At 55.9% G+C, this 19,802-nt stretch carries 16 protein-coding genes; 11 read left to right on the top strand and 5 right to left on the bottom strand.

What is annotated here, in order from left to right; genetic code table 11:
• The first annotated feature begins 129 nt into the window (after positions 1–129).
• Entirely contained in the window at positions 130–2,676 is a 2,547-nt protein-coding gene (gene mrcA / locus WFL93_RS17480; protein WP_180822615.1) for a peptidoglycan glycosyltransferase/peptidoglycan DD-transpeptidase MrcA, read from the top strand.
• Between the two features lie 52 nt (positions 2,677–2,728).
• On the opposite strand, the gene nudE is transcribed toward mrcA, so the two are convergent.
• The gene (gene nudE / locus WFL93_RS17475; protein WP_007892292.1) at positions 2,729–3,295 is read right to left on the bottom strand and encodes an ADP compounds hydrolase NudE; all 567 of its coding nucleotides are present in this window, start codon (positions 3,293–3,295) and stop codon (positions 2,729–2,731) included.
• 397 nt (positions 3,296–3,692) lie between these two features.
• Between nudE and WFL93_RS17470 the strand changes: the two genes are divergently transcribed.
• From WFL93_RS17470 to pckA, 5 genes are all read left to right on the top strand, one after another.
• On the top strand, positions 3,693–5,834 hold the full coding sequence (locus WFL93_RS17470; protein WP_007892294.1) for an intracellular growth attenuator family protein: 2,142 nt from the start codon (positions 3,693–3,695) through the stop codon (positions 5,832–5,834).
• A 53-nt stretch (positions 5,835–5,887) separates the two neighbouring features.
• Positions 5,888–6,556, top strand: a complete 669-nt coding sequence (yrfG, locus tag WFL93_RS17465) for a GMP/IMP nucleotidase (RefSeq protein WP_007892297.1) — start codon at positions 5,888–5,890, stop codon at positions 6,554–6,556.
• A gap of 13 nt (positions 6,557–6,569) precedes the next feature.
• Positions 6,570–6,971, top strand: a complete 402-nt coding sequence (gene hslR, locus WFL93_RS17460) for a ribosome-associated heat shock protein Hsp15 (RefSeq protein WP_007892299.1) — start codon at positions 6,570–6,572, stop codon at positions 6,969–6,971.
• Positions 6,972–6,995: 24 nt separating this feature from the next.
• Positions 6,996–7,868: an Hsp33 family molecular chaperone HslO gene (hslO, locus tag WFL93_RS17455; protein WP_007892300.1), complete on the top strand. Its 873-nt coding sequence runs from the start codon at positions 6,996–6,998 to the stop codon at positions 7,866–7,868.
• A 276-nt stretch (positions 7,869–8,144) separates the two neighbouring features.
• On the top strand, positions 8,145–9,764 hold the full coding sequence (gene pckA, locus WFL93_RS17450; RefSeq protein ID WP_336778675.1) for a phosphoenolpyruvate carboxykinase (ATP): 1,620 nt from the start codon (positions 8,145–8,147) through the stop codon (positions 9,762–9,764).
• Between the two features lie 106 nt (positions 9,765–9,870).
• On the opposite strand, the gene envZ is transcribed toward pckA, so the two are convergent.
• A complete protein-coding gene (gene envZ / locus WFL93_RS17445; protein WP_007892307.1) occupies positions 9,871–11,235 on the bottom strand; it encodes a two-component system sensor histidine kinase EnvZ in 1,365 nt (454 codons plus the stop codon).
• On the bottom strand, positions 11,232–11,951 hold the full coding sequence (gene ompR, locus WFL93_RS17440) for an osmolarity response regulator transcription factor OmpR (RefSeq protein ID WP_001157751.1): 720 nt from the start codon (positions 11,949–11,951) through the stop codon (positions 11,232–11,234). Before ompR ends, envZ begins: the two co-directional genes overlap by 4 nt.
• 512 nt (positions 11,952–12,463) lie before the next feature.
• On the opposite strand from ompR, the gene yjbE reads away from it, so the two are divergent.
• A complete protein-coding gene (yjbE, locus tag WFL93_RS17435; RefSeq protein WP_007892310.1) occupies positions 12,464–12,706 on the top strand; it encodes an exopolysaccharide production protein YjbE in 243 nt (80 codons plus the stop codon).
• A 124-nt stretch (positions 12,707–12,830) separates the two neighbouring features.
• On the opposite strand, the gene greB is transcribed toward yjbE, so the two are convergent.
• Positions 12,831–13,319 (bottom strand): transcription elongation factor GreB, encoded by a 489-nt coding sequence (gene greB / locus WFL93_RS17430; protein ID WP_007892311.1) that lies wholly within the window; start codon positions 13,317–13,319, stop codon positions 12,831–12,833.
• Positions 13,320–13,522: 203 nt separating this feature from the next.
• Between greB and WFL93_RS17425 the strand changes: the two genes are divergently transcribed.
• Together WFL93_RS17425 and WFL93_RS17420 are read left to right on the top strand one after the other, a co-directional pair.
• Positions 13,523–15,850, top strand: coding sequence for a Tex family protein (locus WFL93_RS17425; RefSeq protein ID WP_442955894.1), 2,328 nt, complete (start codon positions 13,523–13,525; stop codon positions 15,848–15,850).
• A gap of 128 nt (positions 15,851–15,978) precedes the next feature.
• Positions 15,979–17,706, top strand: coding sequence for an alpha-amylase family glycosyl hydrolase (locus WFL93_RS17420; protein ID WP_336778674.1), 1,728 nt, complete (start codon positions 15,979–15,981; stop codon positions 17,704–17,706).
• Here WFL93_RS17420 and bioH read toward each other — a convergent pair.
• Positions 17,645–18,418: a pimeloyl-ACP methyl ester esterase BioH gene (gene bioH, locus WFL93_RS17415; protein ID WP_336778673.1), complete on the bottom strand. Its 774-nt coding sequence runs from the start codon at positions 18,416–18,418 to the stop codon at positions 17,645–17,647. The two genes, WFL93_RS17420 and bioH, sit on opposite strands and share 62 nt — an antisense overlap.
• A gap of 35 nt (positions 18,419–18,453) precedes the next feature.
• On the opposite strand from bioH, the gene gntX reads away from it, so the two are divergent.
• Both gntX and nfuA read left to right on the top strand, forming a co-directional pair.
• Positions 18,454–19,131: a DNA utilization protein GntX gene (gntX, locus tag WFL93_RS17410; protein ID WP_336778672.1), complete on the top strand. Its 678-nt coding sequence runs from the start codon at positions 18,454–18,456 to the stop codon at positions 19,129–19,131.
• 58 nt (positions 19,132–19,189) lie between these two features.
• Complete coding sequence (gene nfuA / locus WFL93_RS17405) at positions 19,190–19,765, top strand: Fe-S biogenesis protein NfuA (protein WP_007892316.1); 576 nt, start codon at positions 19,190–19,192, stop codon at positions 19,763–19,765.
• Positions 19,766–19,802 lie beyond the last annotated feature (37 nt).

Here is a 19,802-nt window from a genome sequence, read left to right as displayed (position 1 = left end):
GGTGAGTACACCTGGCCAACGCACCGGCAACTTCAAGTCTGACGGGTATATCAAAGCGTCAGGCTTGTCTTTATACTACCGCGCGGTTGCTTATAAACTGCTCAAACGACAACAGATGGGAATTCTCAGGTGAAGTTCGTAAAGTATTTATTGATCCTTGCAGTGTGTTGCATTTTGCTGGGAGCCGGCACGGTTTATGGTTTGTACAAATACATAGAGCCGCAGCTGCCCGATGTGAACACATTGAAAGATGTGCGCCTGCAAACGCCTATGCAGGTTTACAGCGCGGATGGCGATCTAATCGCCCAATACGGTGAGAAGCGCCGTGTGCCGCTGACCCTAAAGCAGATGCCGCCTGAGTTAATCAAAGCGTTTATTGCCACCGAAGACAGCCGTTTCTACGAGCATCACGGTGTCGATCCGGTGGGGATTTTCCGTGCTGCCAGCATTGCACTGATGTCGGGTCACGCATCGCAGGGTGCCAGTACCATCACCCAGCAGCTGGCGCGTAACTTCTTCCTCAGTCCAGAGCGCACCTTAATGCGTAAAATTAAGGAAGCGTTCCTGGCAATCCGCATTGAGCAGCTGTTAAGCAAAGATGAAATTCTTGAGCTGTACCTCAACAAGATTTATCTCGGCTATCGCGCGTACGGTGTGGGCGCTGCGGCGCAGGTCTACTTTGGAAAATCCATTGATCAGCTGTCGCTGAGCGAAATGGCGGTGATTGCCGGGTTGCCAAAAGCGCCTTCCACCTTCAACCCGCTCTATTCTCATACGCGTGCACTGTCGCGTCGTAATGTGGTGCTGGCACGTATGCTGGATCAAAACTACATCACGCAGCAGCAATATAACGAAGCGCGTAATGCACCGTTGACGGCCAGCTATCACGGCCCGGAAATCGCCTTCTCCGCACCTTATTTAAGTGAAATGGTGCGACAGGAGATGGTGAAGCGTTACGGCGATAAAGCGTATGAAGATGGCTATAAGGTTTACACCACCGTGACCCGCCACCTGCAGGAAGCCGCACAGCAGGCGGTGCGTAACAATGTGATGGCCTACGATATGCGTCACGGCTATCGCGGTCCGACTAACGTGCTGTGGAAAGTGGGTGAAGCTAGCTGGGATCAAACCCGCATCCAGAGCGCGCTGAAAAACTTGCCAACTTATGGCCCGTTGAATGCCGCAGTGATCACCAGTGCCAGCGCCGATCAGGCCACGGCTATGCTGAAAGATGGCAGTAGCGTCTCATTGAGCATGGCGGGCGTGCGCTGGGCGCGCCCTTACAAATCTGACACGCTGCAAGGCCCAACGCCGCGTAGCGTGACGCAGGTGCTGCAAGCCGGTCAGCAGATTTGGGTGCGTAAAGTGAATGATGATTGGTGGCTCGGCCAGGTTCCCTTGGTGAACTCCGCGCTGGTGTCTCTCAATCCTGAAGATGGTGCCGTACGCGCCCTGGTCGGCGGTTTCGACTTCAACCAGAGCATGTTTAACCGCGCTACCCAGGCGCTGCGTCAGGTCGGCTCCAATATCAAACCGTTCCTGTACACCGCAGCGATGGATCGCGGTTTAACGCTGGCATCGATTCTCAATGACGTGCCGATTTCGCGCTGGGATGCGGGTGCAGGCGCCGACTGGCGTCCGAAGAACTCGCCACCTACCTATGCCGGTCCTATCCGTTTACGTCAGGGCTTGGGCGAATCGAAAAACGTGGTGATGGTGCGTGCGATGCGTGCAATGGGCGTAGATTACGCGGCGGAATACCTGCAACGTTTCGGCTTCCCGGCGCAGAACATCGTACATACCGAATCGTTAGCGTTAGGCGCGGCTTCGTTCACGCCAATGCAGGTGGTGCGCGGTTACGCGGTGATGGCAAACGGCGGCTTCCTGGTCGATCCGTACTTCATCACCAGAATTGAGAACGAACAAGGCGGCGTAATCTTTGAAGAGAAACCGAAAATTGCCTGCCCGCAGTGCAACTTGCCGGTGATCTATGGCGATACCAAAAAGTCGGTGGCGCTGAACGAAGAGAGCATTGAGAATGTCGCCACTTCCGAGCAATCGCAGAACCAAACCGTGCCGCAACCGGAGCTGGAGCAAGTCCCCGCGCAGCCGCAGCCGGGTGGCGATCAGCAATATGCACCGCACGTGATCAACACGCCACTGTCATTCCTGATCAAGAGCGCGCTAAACACCAACATCTTCGGCGAACCCGGCTGGATGGGAACCGGTTGGCGTGCAGGTCGTGACTTAAAACGTAACGATATCGGCGGTAAAACCGGTACCACCAACAGCTCGAAAGATGCGTGGTTCTCCGGTTACGGTCCGGGCGTAGTGACCTCAGTGTGGATTGGCTTCGATGATTCACGTGCGCTCGGTCGTTCAACGATGTCAGGCGCGATTCCGGACCAAATCTCCGGTTACGAAGGCGGTGCCAAGAGTGCTCAGCCAGCGTGGGATGATTATATGAAATCCGCGCTGGAAGGCGTGCCGGTTCAGCCGCTGACACCGCCAGATGGCGTAGTCACCGTTAATATCGATCGCGGTACCGGTAAACTGGCCAACGGCGGCAACTCGCGTCAGGAGTACTTCATCAACGGCACGCAGCCAACGGAATATTCGGTGCATGATGTAGGAACCACCATCATGGACAATGGCCAAAGCCACGAACTGTTCTGATCAAAAAAGCCGGCAACTCTGCCGGCTTTCTTTTTTAAGCGATACTCAAAGATTAGTAGCTTAAACGTCCCTGCTTCACCAACCATTCGCGCACCATAAACAGGGCGCTGACGTTACGCGCTTCGCGGAAATCAGGTTCCTCCAGCAGCGCCAACAGGTTATTTAACGGCCAGCGATGAACAATCAGCGGCTCCGGCTCATCACCTTCCAGCTTCTCTTCGTACAAACCTTCCGCGACCACAATGTTCATCTTGCTGGAGAAGTAAGAGGGCGCCATGGTCAGCTTGCCGAGCGCTTCCAGTTTAGTGGCACCAAATCCCGCCTCCTCTTTCAGCTCGCGGTCGGCGGCTTCAAAGGCACTTTCACCGGGATCGATCAGCCCTTTCGGGAAACCGAGTTCATAGCTTTCCAGACCCACGGCGTACTCCTGTATCAGGATCACGTCATCGCCGATAATCGGCACAATCATCACCGCTTCCCGATCGGAAGGCTTCATGCGTTCATAGACGCGACGCGCGCCATTGCTGAAAGCGAGATCGACCGCTTCTATGGTGAACAAACGGGAGCGGGCAACCGCTTCCACATTGAGGATGTCAGGTTTTTTCATTGGGGTTTTCATATCAGCCTCAAACTTAGCACAACCCTGTGAAACGTGATGACGCCAGCATACCGAAGCCCGAACTATTGTGCGAGACGCGGTGTAGGTAAACTATGGTGACATACATTCACTCACTGCCGCTAACAACTTCTTGTTATCTATGCAGTTAAAAATTCACAATAAGTCAACGATGTTGTGCACAATTCAGATAATGCCGATATTTAATTGAGTTTTATCTGGTTAACATCCCGTTAAGGAATAATCTACCAAACTATAATCAAATGATTTTGCGCGTTATTTTATCTGACTTTTCCCTTGTCAGAATCACTTCTGCTCGCCAAAATTGACTTGTATTGATGGATTCACCGGGAGTACATCGTTAACGTGAAGGCAGTTTTTTGGCTGGATTGAGCAAAGCATGAGCACTTACATTGTCATTCTGGCAGTCATGCTCGCCTGTTCGTTACTCGCAGGTATCGGCTATTGGTACGCTATGCGGCATCGTCCGCCGTTGGCGAAACCTCTGCCGTTTATCAGTCCGCCTCATCGCAAGCTTACTGACGAAGAACGTGATGCCGTTGAAAAGTACATTGCGTTGCTGGCCAAACAGCAGCAACACAGCAGTACCCGTTCTGCAAAGAAGTCACGCGAACCCGAAGCGCTGACGCTCACCGCGCAAAGCAGTAACGTTTATCCTGTCACTCGTTCCATCACCCGCTATGGCCTCTCCACCGACGATCCGCAGAAATGGCGCTACTATCTCGACGAAGTCGAGGTGCATCTGCCGCCGCTGTGGGAGCAGTACATCGCCGATGAAAACTATGTTGAGTTGATCCGTACGCAAACGCTGCCGCTGGTGATTTCGCTCAACGGTCATTCACTGGTGAGCTACGCCGTTGAACAACCGGCGCTGCCGCCGCTGGTACGACCGATGTCAACCAACGCCTCTATTCGTAAAGAAGAGAGCGAGAACGTTGAACTGCTGCAGGTGCGCAAAGAGACCTCGGAAGAGTATCAACTGTCACGCGCCGACGGCACGCGTGAAGCGGTCGCCATCTGTTTCGCTTTCCTCTTGTTCTTCCTTAGCCTGGTGCTGCCCGGCAGCCTGATGGTATGGATTGCCCTGCTCGGCTGCCTGATGATTGCCGTCAGCCTGTGGTTCCTCTACCGCTTCCCGGGTGCGAATGGTTTGCGTGACGTCCACTGCCTGCGCGGTGCGCCCAAGCGCTGGGGATTGTTCGGCGAATCAAATCAGGAGCAGAGCAACATCTCGCTTGGCATTATTGATCTGATCTACCCTGCACACTGGCAGCCTTATGTGGCGCATGATCTAGGCCAGATCACCGATGTTGAGATGTACCTCAATCGTCAGGTGGTGCGTCAGGGCCGCTTCCTGTCGCTGCAGGACGAAGTGCGTAACTTCCCGGTGCAGCGCTGGCGTAAAAACCTGGTGCTGGCGTGTGGTTCGCTGCTGGTGCTGGTAATGCTGTTCACCTGGATTCCGCTCAGCATGCCGATCAAACTCAGCCTCGCGTGGGTAAAAGGCACCGAGAGCATCGAAGTGAACAGCGTTGATAAGCTGAATGCGCTGCCACTACACATCGGCGACAGCCTGAAAGTGGGCGGCACCGGCATGTGTTCGGTGCCAGGCAACTACCAAAGCAATCGCAGTTACGCCTACATGCCGTTTGACTGCTCAGCCATTTACTGGAACAACGCCGCGCCGCTGCCACAGCCGCAATCGGATATCATCGATAAAGCTTCCGCGTTGCTCGACACCACCACGCGCCAGCTGCATCCGGAAACCAACACCGATCCGAAGCTCAACCCGCAGCTGGCCTCGGCGATTCAAAAATCCGGCATGATTCTGCTGGATGACTTCTCCGATCTGGTGCTGAAAACCCAGGAGCTGTGCAGCCAGCAGCAGGATTGTGTGCGCCTGAAAAATGCGCTGGTAAATCTGGGCAACGCCAAAGATTGGGATTCGCTGATCCATCGCGCAGATTCCGGCAAGCTGAATGGCATGAATGTGCTGCTGCGCCCGGTTAGCGCTGAAGCGCTGGAAAATCTGGTCAACACTGCTACTTCTACTTTCTTCGCACGCGAGACCCGTCGCGCGGCAGAAAACCTCAATAGTCCGCCGCCGGGTGGTTTCCTGATCATCAGTGATGAAGGTCGCCAGATGGTGACGCAGCCGCAGCCGTCAGTTTCGCTGTTTGATCTCGATGCCCCTTCGCAATGGCGTGAGCTACAGCGCATGTCTGAAATGCTGCTGCATACGCCGTTCGCCGCCAGCGGCATCATCACCAGTATTACCACTGATGCTAACGGTACCCGTCATATCGCGCTGCATAACGAGCCAGATGCGATGGCGCAATGGCGCTATCTAGGCACCGCGTTGCTGATGCTGGTACTGATTGCCAGCGCGGTGATCAACGGCTTGCTGGCGCTGCGTCGTATTCACCGTAATCGTCTGCGTATGGCGGAAATTCAGCAATATTACGACAAGTGCTTCAACCACAATCTGAACACTATGCAGAGCGTGCGCTCGCTGTTCTGAGCCCTTCCCTTCTGTGCTACCCTGTCGCCCACTTTTTTGCGGCGAGAAAGAAAATGCAGGTTACGCTTAACTGGTCAGAGATTGATACCGTGCTGCTGGATATGGACGGCACGCTGCTCGACCTCGCCTTTGATCGCCACTTCTGGCTGGAACACGTTCCTGAAACCTTAAGCCGTGAACGCGCGATCACGCTGGGTGAAGCCCATCAGCTGATTGAGCAGAAGTATCAGGCCGTGATGCATACGCTAAACTGGTATTGTCTCGATTACTGGTCGCAGGAACTGGCGCTGGATATTCGCGCCATGACGTGGGAAAAGCGCCATCGCGCCGCAATGCGTGAAGATACGCTGCCGTTATTGCAGGCGCTACGCGCCGCAGGCAAACGCACCATTCTGCTGACCAATGCGCATCCTTATAATCTGGATGTCAAACTGGAGCAGACCGGATTAGCTGCCCACCTTGATTTATTACTTTCCACCCATACCTTTGGGTATCCGAAAGAGGATCCGCGTCTCTGGCAGGCTGTTCAGCAGCACACTGCGTTTGAGCGTTCGCGCACGCTATTCATTGATGACAGCGAAGCGATTCTGGATGCAGCGACAAGCTGGGGCATTCGCTGGTGTTTAGGCGTCAGCAATCCGGATTCCGGTCGGCCCGATCAATCTTTCCAGCGTCATCCGGCGGTACGAGATTATCGTCAGCTGTGTGAGACGCTGCGTTAAAGCAGGAGCCGCAATGAAAGAGAAAATCAGCGAAGGCGTCCGCCTCGACAAATGGCTGTGGGCCGCGCGCTTCTATAAAACCCGTGCGCTGGCTCGCGAGATGGTGGAAGGCGGCAAAGTGCATTACAACGGTCAGCGCAGCAAGCCCAGTAAACTGGTGGAGCTGAACGCCGAGCTGACGCTGCGTCAGGGCAATGATGAGCGCACCGTGGTGATCACCGCGGTCACCGATCAGCGTCGTCCCGCCACCGAAGCGCAAGCGCTGTATGCCGAAACCGACGCCAGTATCGAAAAGCGTGAGAAAACCGCGCTGGCGCGCAAGATGAATGCGTTAACCATGCCGCACCCCGATCGTCGCCCGGATAAGAAAGAGCGCCGCGATCTGATGAAATTTAAATTGTCGGGCGATAAATAACGCGCCCCCAACGAGAGAAACACTATGTCTGCAAACGATCAACTGCACCGCTACCTATTCGAAAATGTCGCCGTGCGCGGTGAGCTGGTTAACGTGACGGAAACCTGGCGTGAAATTGTCAAAAATCACGACTACGTTGAGCCGGTAAAAACCTTGCTTGGCGAGCTGCTGGTGGCCACCAGTCTGCTGACGGCAACGCTGAAGTTTGACGGTGATATCACCGTACAGTTGCAGGGCGATGGTCCGCTGACGCTGGCGGTGATCAACGGTAACAACCGCCAGGAGCTGCGTGGCGTGGCGCGCGTCAAAGAAGATGCCGAGATCGCACCGGGCAGCAGCCTGAAAGAGATGGTCGGTAACGGCTATCTGGTGATCACCATCTCGCCAGAGAAAGGCGAGCGTTATCAAGGCGTGGTGGGCCTGGAAGCGGATACGCTGGCGGGTTGCCTGGAAGATTACTTCATGCGCTCTGAGCAGCTGCCAACGCGCCTGTTTATCCGCACCAGCGAAAAAGGCGCGGCGGGCATTCTGCTGCAGGTGCTGCCAGCGCAAGAGCCGAGCCCGGATGATTTCAATCATCTCGCCACGTTGACCGAAACCGTGAAGAGCGAAGAGCTGATCGAACTGCCCGCCACCGACGTGCTGTGGCGTCTGTATCATCAGGAAGAAGCCACGGTGTTTGATCCGTCGCCGGTTAGCTTCAAATGCACCTGCTCACGCGAACGTTGCGGCGAAGTCCTGAGTACGCTGCCGATTGAAGAGGTGGACGAAATCCTCGCAGAGGATGGCAAAATCGATATGCATTGCGACTACTGCAATTCGCACTATGTGTACGATGCGGTGGATATTGCCGCCATTCGTAACGCGCCAACCAACAACAGCGATCAAGTGCATTAATTTCCTGCCGGGCGGTTCAGCCGCCCGCATTTCCCTCTGAACGTATCCCTATCATTTATCACGGTTATTAGCTAAATAACGCTGACTTTAATTACATAAGTGGCAGATTTCTCTACTTGTCACGTTCCAGCTCGCATTTCTGACTATCTTCTCTTTTCCGCTGTGCTCATAAGAGTACACTGCGCGCGATCTGCCCTGTGTGGCTATGCACGGCAGGCAGCAGAATCCCCCCATAAAAAATACGCAGTAACAGATACCGATTAAAGGAGCAGTCACATGCGCGTTAACGGCCTGACATCGCAAGACCTCGCCTCTATGGGCATCAGCGGCACCACCGAAGTGGTGTACAACCCTGACTTCGACACGCTATTTCAGGAAGAGACCCGCCCAGAGCTGGAAGGTTATGCGCGAGGCATTCTGACGCAGAGCGGCGCCATTGCCGTGGATACCGGCATCTTTACGGGTCGCTCGCCCAAAGATAAATACATCGTTCGCGATGACACCACGCGCGACACGCTGTGGTGGAACGATGTTGGCAACGGCAAAAATGATAACCAGCCGCTGTCGCAGGAAACCTGGCAGGCGTTGAAAGATCGCTGCACCCAGCAGCTTTCCGGCAAACGTCTGTTTGTGGTTGATGCGTTCTGCGGTGCCAATCCCGACACGCGCCTGAGCGTGCGCTTCGTGATGGAAGTGGCCTGGCAGGCGCACTTCGTCAAAAACATGTTTATCCGTCCGAGCGAGAGCGAGCTAGCTGACTTCAAGCCAGATTTCGTGGTGATGAACGCCGCGCAGTGCACCAATCCGGACTGGCAGGCGCAGGGTCTGCACTCTGAGAACTTCGTCGCCTTCAACCTGACTGAGCGCATGCAGTTGATTGGCGGCACCTGGTACGGCGGCGAGATGAAGAAAGGCCTGTTTGCCATCATGAACTACCTGCTGCCGCTGAAAGGTATTGCGTCGATGCACTGCTCGGCTAACGTCGGCAAAGCGGGCGATGTGGCAGTGTTCTTCGGCCTCTCCGGCACCGGCAAAACCACCTTATCCACCGATCCGGATCGCCAGCTGATCGGTGATGACGAACACGGCTGGGATGACGATGGCGTGTTCAACTTTGAAGGCGGCTGCTACGCCAAAACCATTAATCTGTCTGAGCAGGCAGAGCCGGAAATCTACCGCGCTATCCGCCGCGATGCACTGCTGGAAAACGTGGTGGTGCGCGCCGATGGCAGCGTGGATTACGCCGACGGCAGCAAAACCGAAAACACCCGCGTCTCCTATCCTATTGAGCATATCGAAAACATCGTGCAGCCGGTTTCCAAGGCGGGCCATGCGAAGCGGGTGATTTTCCTCACCGCCGATGCTTTTGGTGTGCTGCCGCCGGTTTCGCGCTTAACGCCGGAACAGACGCAGTATCACTTCCTGTCGGGCTTTACCGCCAAGCTGGCCGGCACCGAGCGCGGCGTAACCCAGCCGACGCCAACCTTCTCCGCCTGTTTTGGCGCGGCGTTCCTGACGCTGCATCCCACGCAATATTCCGACGTGCTGGTGAAGCGCATGGAAGCGGCGGGTGCGCAGGCCTATCTGGTCAATACCGGCTGGAACGGCAGCGGCAAGCGCATCTCACTGAAAGACACACGGGCCATCATCAACGCGATTCTGGCCGGTGAACTGGATAACGTGGAAACCGAACAGCTGCCGGTGTTTAACCTGCAGATGCCAAAGCATTTACCGCAGGTGGATAGCGCGATTCTCGATCCGCGCCGCAGCTGGCCAACGGAAGCGGCCTGGCAGCAAGCCGCGCAGGATCTGGCGCAGCGCTTTATCACTAACTTTGAGAAGTATACCGATAACGACGCCGGGAAGGCGCTGGTGCAGGCCGGTCCGCAGCTGTGATGTGACGTGGTTGAGGCCATAAAAAAGCCGCTATCCTGCGAGGGATAGCGGCTTTGTTGTTTCTGCATCGACGGGTTTTGTAAGGTGATTTGTGCCCACATGGCCATCACGCGCTGTGGTTAATGCTCACCACTGCGCTGCTACTGCTGCCTTCGGGGATCGGCAGCCACGCGCGAATACGCAATCCGCCGCGATCGCTCTCACCAATCTCCAGCGAACCTTCATGGGCATCGATAATACGCTGCACAATCGCCAGGCCCAGGCCGGTTCCGCTGGTGCTGCGAGCGCTGTCGCCACGCACAAACGGCTGGAACAGATGTTGCAGCTGATCCGGTTTGATGCCGGGACCATCATCTTCCACCTGGAACCACGCGCGGTTCAGCTCTTTGCCGCTGCTAACCTTAATCCAACCGTTGCCGTAACGCGCCGCATTGACCACCAGATTCGCCAGCGCGCGCTTAATCGATAACGGGTTGATATCCAGCATCACATCTTCGGACATCACCGCATTCTCAATCTCGCGCTCGTAGCCGCTTTCAGCCGCCACCACTTCGCCCAGCACGCTGTTCAGGTCGGCACGTTCGGTCTGCATCTCCTGTCCGGTGCGCAGATAATCGATGAACTGCTCGATAATGGCGTTGCACTCTTCGATATCTTTGTTGATCGACTCCGCCAGATAACCATCCTGCTCACCCATCATTTCGGTGGCAAGGCGGATACGCGTCAGCGGCGTACGTAAGTCGTGGCTGACACCGGCCATCAACAAGGTACGATCGTCGGCCAGCTGCTTCACCCCGGCCGCCATTTGGTTAAAGGCGCGCGTCACTGAACGCACTTCAGACGCACCGTATTCGCGCAGCGGCGGCGGAATGATGCCTTTACCCACCTGCAATGCCGCATGTTCCAAATCCACCAAGGGTCGGTTTTGGATGCGGATAAACAGCCAGGCGCCGCCTATCGCCAGCAGCATAATCGCGAGCGTGTAGCGGAACAGCGGTGAGAAGTCGCCCTGATGGATTTCGGTGAGCGGTACGCGCACCCAGATATCCGGCGACAGCCAGGTTTTCAGCCACACCACCGGCGAGTTTTTATTCACCTCGACCCGGACATCGGTGGGGCCGCCCAGCTGTTGGCCCATCTGTTCACTGAGGAATTCGTAATGCTGCGCCCAGCGCAAACCGCTCTCTTCCGCCGCCGCGTTGGTATACAACGAGATGCCCAGCTCACGATAAATTTCGCGTCGGAAGGCCGGCGGCACTTCCAACTGTGTTCCATCTTCCAGCTGCAGCCGGTCAGTCATCAACATACGCACTTCGTACGCGAGGACCTTATTGAACTGCTGCAAACTGGGAAGAATGGCGAAATTGAGCACCACCAAATAGGTCGTTACCAGGCTGACGAACAGCAAGGTAACGATCAATAACAAGGTGCGGGCAAACGAACTGCGGGGTGAGAAGCGCAATCGCCTCATGCTTTGCTGCCGTCCGGAACGAATACGTAGCCAAGGCCCCAAACGGTCTGGATATAGCGCGGATGCGCCGGATCTTCTTCCACCATGCGACGCAGACGGGAAATCTGCACGTCGATGGAGCGTTCCATGGCGCTGTATTCACGACCACGCGCCAGGTTCATCAGCTTATCGCGCGACAGCGGCTCACGCGGATGGCTCACCAGCGCTTTCAGCACGGCAAACTCACCGCTGGTCAGCGGCATCGGCTCATCTTCACGGAACATTTCGCGAGTGCCGAGGTTCAGCTTAAATTTACCGAAGGCGATAACCGCTTCTTCCTGCGAAGGTGCGCCTGGCAGTTCATTGGCCTGACGACGCAGCACGGCACGAATTCGCGCCAGCAGCTCACGCGGGTTGAACGGTTTTGGAATGTAGTCATCCGCGCCGATCTCCAGACCAACGATACGATCCACTTCTTCACCCTTGGCGGTGACCATAATGATCGGCATCGGGTTACTTTGACTGCGCAGACGACGGCAGATAGATAAACCATCTTCGCCCGGCAACATCAAGTCGAGCACCATCAGATGGAAAGATTCGCGGGTTAACAGTCGATCCATTTGCTCGGCGTTGGCAACGCTACGCACCTGAAAGCCCTGCTCGGTGAGATAGCGCTCCAGCAACGCACGCAGACGCATATCGTCATCGACGACCAGAATTTTGTAGTTCTCTTGCATGTTCAACTCCCAAAGGCGCCATTGCCTGAGCCAATATTGTTAAAAAAAGAGGCCTCAGTGTGACAGTCATTAATGGTTTATATTCTAGCCGAAATTGTTACAAAGCATATTAAACAGCAGCTTATATTTATTTTTAGCCCCGAAATGCGCTTCGCTTCGCGTTTTTTATCTGTGCTTTCAAGCCGCTTAGCGCTTATCTGAAAATTTGGCGCATATTCTTTCTGTTACTGGAACATTACACATTAAATCGCGGCCAGGAAGGCGCTCAGCGCGATTTGGCTTAAGGTAACGGTGCAGAATATGCCAGTACCAGCTGAAGGGCAGCATAAAATATTGTGCTTTCGCCATCAGCCGCGTATCTGCTCTCGGAACAATTCCACGCCAGGAAAAAACAAGGCCAGCATTAAATAAAGGCTGATAAATCAGGCAATAAACACGTCTTTCTTATCGCAGCGCGATCTCCGACACTGCATGCGTACCTGCTGTTATTGAGTTCATGTGGAGAGAGAAAGATGAAAAAAACCGTAATTCTGCTGGGCGCACTGGTACTGACCAGCATCACTCAGGTTCAGGCGGCCACCAGCGCGGGCGAAGCGGCTGGCGCACAGGCGTCCACCACGGCGAAAGGAAACTCTGACGCTATCGGTATTGGCGCGGTTGGTGCGTTGCTGGGTGTTGCACTGGCGACCATGAGCGGCGGCGACAAAGGTGGCAACAGTACCTCAACCACCACCGCGACCACGCCAGGCAAATAATTCATACTATTGATGCGCGGCAAGGCTGCGGCGCTTTCCCCTCTTTTACTGTCAGCCCATTTCGCCACCGGAGAATAAGTTGCGCCCCGGCCTCGTTATCCAGGCCATTATTCTCCGACTCTTTTTAGGGCGTCTCTTTTACATAGTCGATGCTGTTCACAAACCAGATTTTCTGGCCTTCCGGCGTGTTCACCACCACTTCGTCATCCACTTCTTTCTTGATCAGCGCGCGCGCCATCGGCGAATCAATCGAAATGTACTCTTTCATCGTCTCGCCATAGATTTCATCCGGGCCGACAATGCGAAACCGCTTCACGTCGCCCTGCTCGTTCTCCACCTGCACCCACGCGCCAAAAAACACTTTGCCTTCCTGCTGCGGTGCGTAATCGACAATTTTCAGGTCGGCGAGGCATTTACGCAGATAGCGTACGCGGCGATCGATCTGGCGCAGCAGACGTTTGTTGTAGGTGTAATCGGCGTTTTCCGAACGATCGCCGAGGCTGGCCGCCCAGGAGACAATTTTGGTCACTTCGGGACGCTTTTCGTTCCACAAATGGTCGTGTTCGGCGCGCAGCTTGTTATAGCCTTCGCGGGTAATCAGTTGGGTTTTCATGACATCAACTCGTGGTAACGGCGTTTCTTCGCAGCAAAGAGGCTAACAATAAGCGACCGATTCGCCATCAGCAAGAAGCAGACTTTAAAGCGCGCGCTGCATTCAGAAAAAGACGGATTCACTGGCCCCCGGCTGGCAATTTTCGCCCTCAGCCCGTATAACTGTCCCCTATTTCTAACCCTGTGTAAGCATTGTTAATGATGATGAAAGATTCGCTGAGCCAGATTATCGCAAGTGAGCTAAAGGCACGCGCCGACCAGGTTGATGCCGCCGTGCGCTTACTTGATGAAGGGAACACCGTGCCGTTTATCGCACGTTATCGTAAGGAAGTGACCGGAGGCCTGGACGACACCCAGCTGCGTTTACTGGAGAGCCGTTTAGGTTACCTGCGCGAGCTGGACGATCGTCGCCAGTCGATTCTTAAATCTATCGACGAACAGGGCAAACTTACCCCTGAACTCGCTACCGCCATCAACAGCACGCTGAACAAAACCGAGCTGGAAGACCTGTACCTGCCGTACAAACAGAAGCGCCGCACACGTGGACAGATCGCGATTGAAGCCGGTCTCGAGCCGCTGGCCGAGACGCTGTGGCAGGATGCGTCGCAGGATCCCGAGCAGCTGGCCGCGGGCTACGTTGACGCCGACAAAGGCGTTGCCGACGTACGCGCCGCGCTGGATGGCGCACGCTACATTCTGATGGAGCGCTTTGCAGAAGACGCCTCGCTGCTGGCGAAAGTGCGTGAGTATCTGTGGAAGAACGCGCATGTGGTTTCTCGCGTGGTGGAAGGCAAAGAGGAAGAAGGCGCGAAATTCCGCGACTACTTCGATCATCACGAAGCGCTGAGCGGCGTGCCATCGCACCGCGCGCTGGCGATGTTCCGCGGCCGTAACGAAGGCGTGCTGCAGCTGTTGCTAAATGCCGATCCCCAGTTTGAAGAAGCCCCGCGTGAAAGCTATGGCGAAACGCTGATCGCCGAACACCTCAACCTGCGCCTGAATAACGCCCCGGCGGACAGCTGGCGCAAGGCGGTGGTGAGCTGGACCTGGCGCATCAAAGTGCTGCTGCACCTCGAAACCGAATTGATGGGCACCATTCGTGAACGCGCCGAAGATGAAGCCATCAATGTGTTTGCCCGCAACCTGCACGATCTGCTGATGGCCGCACCGGCGGGAATGCGCGCCACTATGGGTCTCGATCCCGGTTTGCGTACCGGTGTAAAAGTCGCGGTGGTGGATGCCACCGGCAAACTGGTCGCCACCGACACCATTTATCCGCACACCGGTCAGGCAGCGAAAGCGGCCGCGGCCGTCGCGGCACTGTGCACCAAACATCAGGTTGAACTGGTGGCGATTGGTAACGGCACCGCTTCGCGCGAGACCGAACGCTTCTTCCTCGACGTGCAGAAGCAGTTCCCCCACGTTAACGCGCAGAAAGTGATTGTGAGTGAAGCGGGCGCATCGGTTTACTCTGCGTCGGAATTGGCGGCGCTGGAGTTCCCGGATCTCGACGTCTCGATTCGTGGTGCAGTTTCCATCGCGCGCCGCCTGCAGGATCCGCTTGCCGAATTAGTGAAAATCGATCCGAAATCCATCGGCGTGGGCCAATATCAGCATGATGTCAGCCAAAGCCAGCTGGCGAAGAAACTGGATGCGGTGGTAGAAGACTGCGTAAACGCCGTGGGTGTTGATCTCAACACCGCATCGGTAGCGCTGTTAACCCGCGTAGCCGGTTTAACCCGCATGATGGCGCAGAATATTGTCAGCTGGCGCGATGAGAATGGACGTTTCCAGAATCGTCAGCAGTTATTGAAAGTCAGCCGCCTGGGACCGAAAGCCTTTGAACAGTGCGCCGGCTTCCTGCGTATTAACCACGGCGATAACCCGCTGGATGCCTCAACCGTGCACCCGGAAGCTTACCCGCTGGTCGAGCGCATTCTGGCCGCCACCGAGCAGGCGCTGAATGAGTTGATGGGCAATCCGGGCAGCCTGCGCGATCTCAACGCACGTGAATTCACCGATGAGCGCTTCGGCTTGCCAACGGTGACGGACATCATCAAAGAGCTGGAAAAACCGGGTCGCGATCCGCGCCCTGAGTTTAAAACCGCGCAGTTTGCTGAAGGTGTGGAAACGCTCAACGATCTGTTTCCGGGCATGGTGCTGGAAGGCGCGGTGACCAACGTCACCAACTTCGGCGCGTTCGTTGATATCGGCGTGCATCAGGACGGTTTAGTGCACATCTCTTCCCTTTCCGACAAGTTCGTCGAGGATCCCCATCAGGTGGTGAAAGCCGGCGATATCGTCAAAGTGAAGGTGATGGAAGTGGATATGCAGCGTAAACGTATTGCGCTCACCATGCGTCTGGATGAGCAGCCAGGTGAAAGCAATGCGCGCGGGAACAACCGCAGCGCGGGCAAAGAAGCAGCGCGTCCGGCGGCCAATAACAAAGGCCGTGGCAAACCGGCCAGCGCTTCCGCCGGCAACAGCGCGATGGGCGATGCGCTTGCCGCAGCCTTCGGTAAAAAACGTTAAGATCCTGCCCTAAAAACGCGCGGAGATAACGCTATCTCCGCGCGTATAAGCCTTGATAAATCTCCTCGCCCAACTACGCTAAAAATTCTGTGTGAAAAAATGACGCTTCCGCGTGGCCCAGCGATCCAATGGATATTATCAACGCCTTAATCGATGAGATTTATCACGGCAGCTTTCCTGCCCCAGCGCGTGAACGCCTGCTTTCACACATTCGAGCCGCGCGCGATACGGTTAAACTGCCGCGCAAGGCGCACTGGGATGAGAAAGATGTGGTGCTGATCAGCTACGCAGATCAGTTTCGCGAACCGGAACAACCCACCCTCGCCAGCTTTTCACGCTTTTATCAGCAGCATCTGCAATCCACTTTCAGCCTGGTGCATCTGCTACCGTTCTTTCCTTATTCATCCGATGATGGCTTCTCGGTTATCGACTATCACCAGGTCAATCCGATCTGCGGCGAGTGGCAACATATCAGCGCGCTACATACTGAAACCCGCCTGATGTTCGATTTTGTCTGCAATCACATGTCGGCGCACAGCGCGTGGTTTCGCCATTTTTTGGCGCAGGATCCCGGCTGGGATGATTTCTTTATCAGCATGCCGCCCGCTACCGATCTCAGCGCGGTCACGCGCCCACGCACTTCACCCTTATTAACACCGTTTGAGATGGCCAACGGCGAGACGCGCTACATCTGGACCACCTTCAGCGCCGACCAAATCGACCTCAACTTCGCCAACCCGGAAGTGTTGATTCGCATGGTCGACGTGCTGCTGGATTACCTGATCAAAGGCGCGGATTATGTGCGGCTCGACGCCGTGGGCTACATGTGGAAAACGCCCGGCACCCACTGCATTCATCTGCCGAAAACCCATCAGCTGGTGAAACTGTTTCGCGCCATCGCCAATGAAGCGGCGCCCGGCACGGTGATCGTCACCGAAACCAATGTGCCACACAAAGACAACATCAGCTATTTCGGCAACGGCAAAGATGAAGCGCAGATGGTGTACCAGTTTTCACTGCCGCCGCTGGTGCTGCACGCCATACACTCCGGTTCGGCGCGTGCGCTGCGTCAATGGGCCAGCACGCTGGATTTAGGCGGCGGCACCACCACCTTCTTTAACTTTCTCGCCTCGCACGACGGCATTGGGCTGAATCCGGCGCGCGGTATTTTGTCGGAAGTGGAGATTGTGGCGCTGGTACGTGATTTAGCGCTGGAGGGCGCGCTGGTCTCCTACAAGAACAATGCCGACGGCACCACCAGCCCTTACGAAATTAACGTCACCTATTTCGATGCGCTGAATCAGCAGAACGACGACGATGACACGCGTTTGCGCCGCTTCCTGCTGGCACATGCAATTCTGCTGTCGTTTCCCGGCGTGCCCGCCATCTACATTCAAAGCATTCTCGGCTCACGCAACGATAACGAAGGCGTGCGTGCCGCTGGCCACAACCGCGCCATCAACCGTGAGAAGTACAGCCTGCGCGAGATGGAGGCGTGGATTAGCGGCGGCAATCCGCTGCGACAGCAGGTGTATGAACGTCTCAGCGCGCTGATTCAGCTGCGCACGCGCCAGTCCGCGTTTCATCCGGACAATCCGATGACGCTGCTGGAGAGCGAGAATACCTTGCTGGTATTGCGTCGCCATAAACCGGATAGCGAAGGCTTACTGTGCGTGTTTAATCTCAGCAACCATGATGTAACCACACAGCTGCCGCTGGCGGGCCAGGTGCAGGATCTCATTAGCGGGGAGAAGCTGGATGGCAGCCAGCCAATAACGCTGGCTGCGTGGCAGTTTATGTGGCTGCGCGGACAAAATTCAGCACCTGCTGACAGAAAGCATCCGGATGGGAAATAAATGGCGCATGCGCCGCTTTCTCCATCACCACCGATGAAGAAGATGGCCAGCGCGTATCCAGCTCCTGTGCGATACCACGCGGCACCAGCCCATCAAGATAACCATAAATGCGTAGAAACGGCAGAGTGAGGTCGTCGAGCGAAGCCCGCAAATCGTCCTGACGCAGAATCTCCAGCCCGCCTTCTAATACCTCGACCGATGGCATCGGCTGCGACAACACCACCTCTTTCAGCTGACGTGCATCTTGTCGCGCATGCTCGGTGCCCATGGTTTGCAGCGCCAGAAAACGCTCCACGGTGCGTTGGAAATCTGTGCTCAGCTGTTGCTGGAAACTCTGTAGCGTCTCGGGCTTGATGCCCGGCCACGCATCACGTGCGGTAAAGCACGGCGATGATGCCACGGAGATCAGTGCTGTAACACGACCGGGCTGGGTTAAAGCCAATTGGCTGGCGACTAATCCGCCCAGCGACCAGCCGAGCAGCACCGCGCGCGGCGGTAACTGCGGTAACAGTTGCTGCGCCATTTCCGCTAAGGTCAGCGGGCCAAAACCCTGGCTGCGACCAAAGCCCGGCAGATCCACCAGGTGCAGGCGAAAATGCGAGCTGAGTCGAGGAACAATGTTTTGCCACACTTCGGCGTTCAGACCCCAGCCGTGCAGCAGCACAAGATCGCAATCGCCCGTGCCTGTGGTGTGCCAGTAAAGCGAACTCATCGGTTACACTCCCGAAAAGTGAAAAGGAGGTCGCTATGCTACCAATCCCGGCACTGTGTTGGCTATGCCGCCTGCCGCTGCAGATTGCCGGCCACGGTTTGTGCAGTCGCTGCGTGCAACAAATTCCACGGCTGCCGGCGCTATGCCCATGCTGCGGTTTACCGGCCAGTGGCGCCCAACCCTGCGGGCGCTGCATCCGCCATCCGCCGCCGTGGCAAAGTCTAACCTGCGTCAGTGATTATCTGCCGCCGCTGAGTGATTGGGTGCAGCAGCTGAAGTTTTCTCGCATTACCGCACTCAGGGTGATGCTGGCGCGGCTGATTTTGTTAAAATTATTAACAATGCGTCGTGATTACCGGCTGCCGCGTGTAGATTTGGTGCTGAGCGTGCCGCTGCATCGTCGGCGCGCCTGGCAACGCGGCTATAATCAGGCGGCGCTGCTGGCAAAACCGCTGGCACGCTGGCTGGGCTGCGACTATCGCGAAGGGGTAAAACGCGTGCGGCACGGCGCAGTGCAGCATTCATTAAGCGCTAGCGCACGTAAAAAGAACCTGCGCGGTGCCTTTCGCCTTGAAATGCCGGTGCGCGGGCGCCATATCCTGCTTATCGACGATGTTGTGACTACCGGAAGTACCGTGGCGGAAATTAGCCGCATCCTGCTGGCGCAAGGCGCGGCCAGCGTACACATTGGTTGCCTGTGCCGTACCTTGTAGAGCGTCGGTGTTGGGCGTATTATAACCAAGTAATTTAGTCAACTATTGAGCAATCGCCATGATCGTTATTACTGATGCTGCGCAAGAGCACTTCTCAAAATTGCTGTCCAAACAAGAAGATGGCACTCAGATTCGCGTATTCGTCATTAATCCGGGTACGCCAACCGCTGAATGCGGTGTTTCTTACTGCCCACCCGATGCAGTAGAAGCTTCCGATACCGAATTTAAGTTCGAAAAACTGTCAGCCTTTGTTGATGAGCTGAGCGCACCGTACCTTGATGACGCGGAAATCGACTTTGTAACCGACAACCTCGGTTCGCAGCTGACGCTGAAAGCGCCCAACGCCAAAATGCGTAAGGTCTCTGACGATGCGCCAATGGTTGAGCGCGTGGAATATCTGCTGCAAGCGCAGATTAACCCGCAGCTGGCTGGCCACGGCGGTCGCGTATCGCTGATGGAAATCACCGATGACGGCATCGCCATTCTGCAATTTGGCGGCGGCTGTAACGGTTGTTCGATGATCGACGTCACCCTGAAAGATGGTATCGAGAAAGAGCTGCTGGCAGCCTTCCCTGAGCTGAAAGGCGTGCGTGATTTAACCGAGCACCAGCGCGGTGAGCACTCGTACTACTGATTCAGCACGCGGCAGCAACCCGATGCTGCCGCGCGTT

The organism is Pantoea sp. USHLN256 (assembly GCF_037149875.1).
GTDB lineage: Bacteria > Pseudomonadota > Gammaproteobacteria > Enterobacterales > Enterobacteriaceae > Pantoea > Pantoea nemavictus.
The sequence above is the reverse complement of the archived record's forward strand: the minus strand, read 5'-3'. Positions and strand labels throughout refer to the sequence as shown.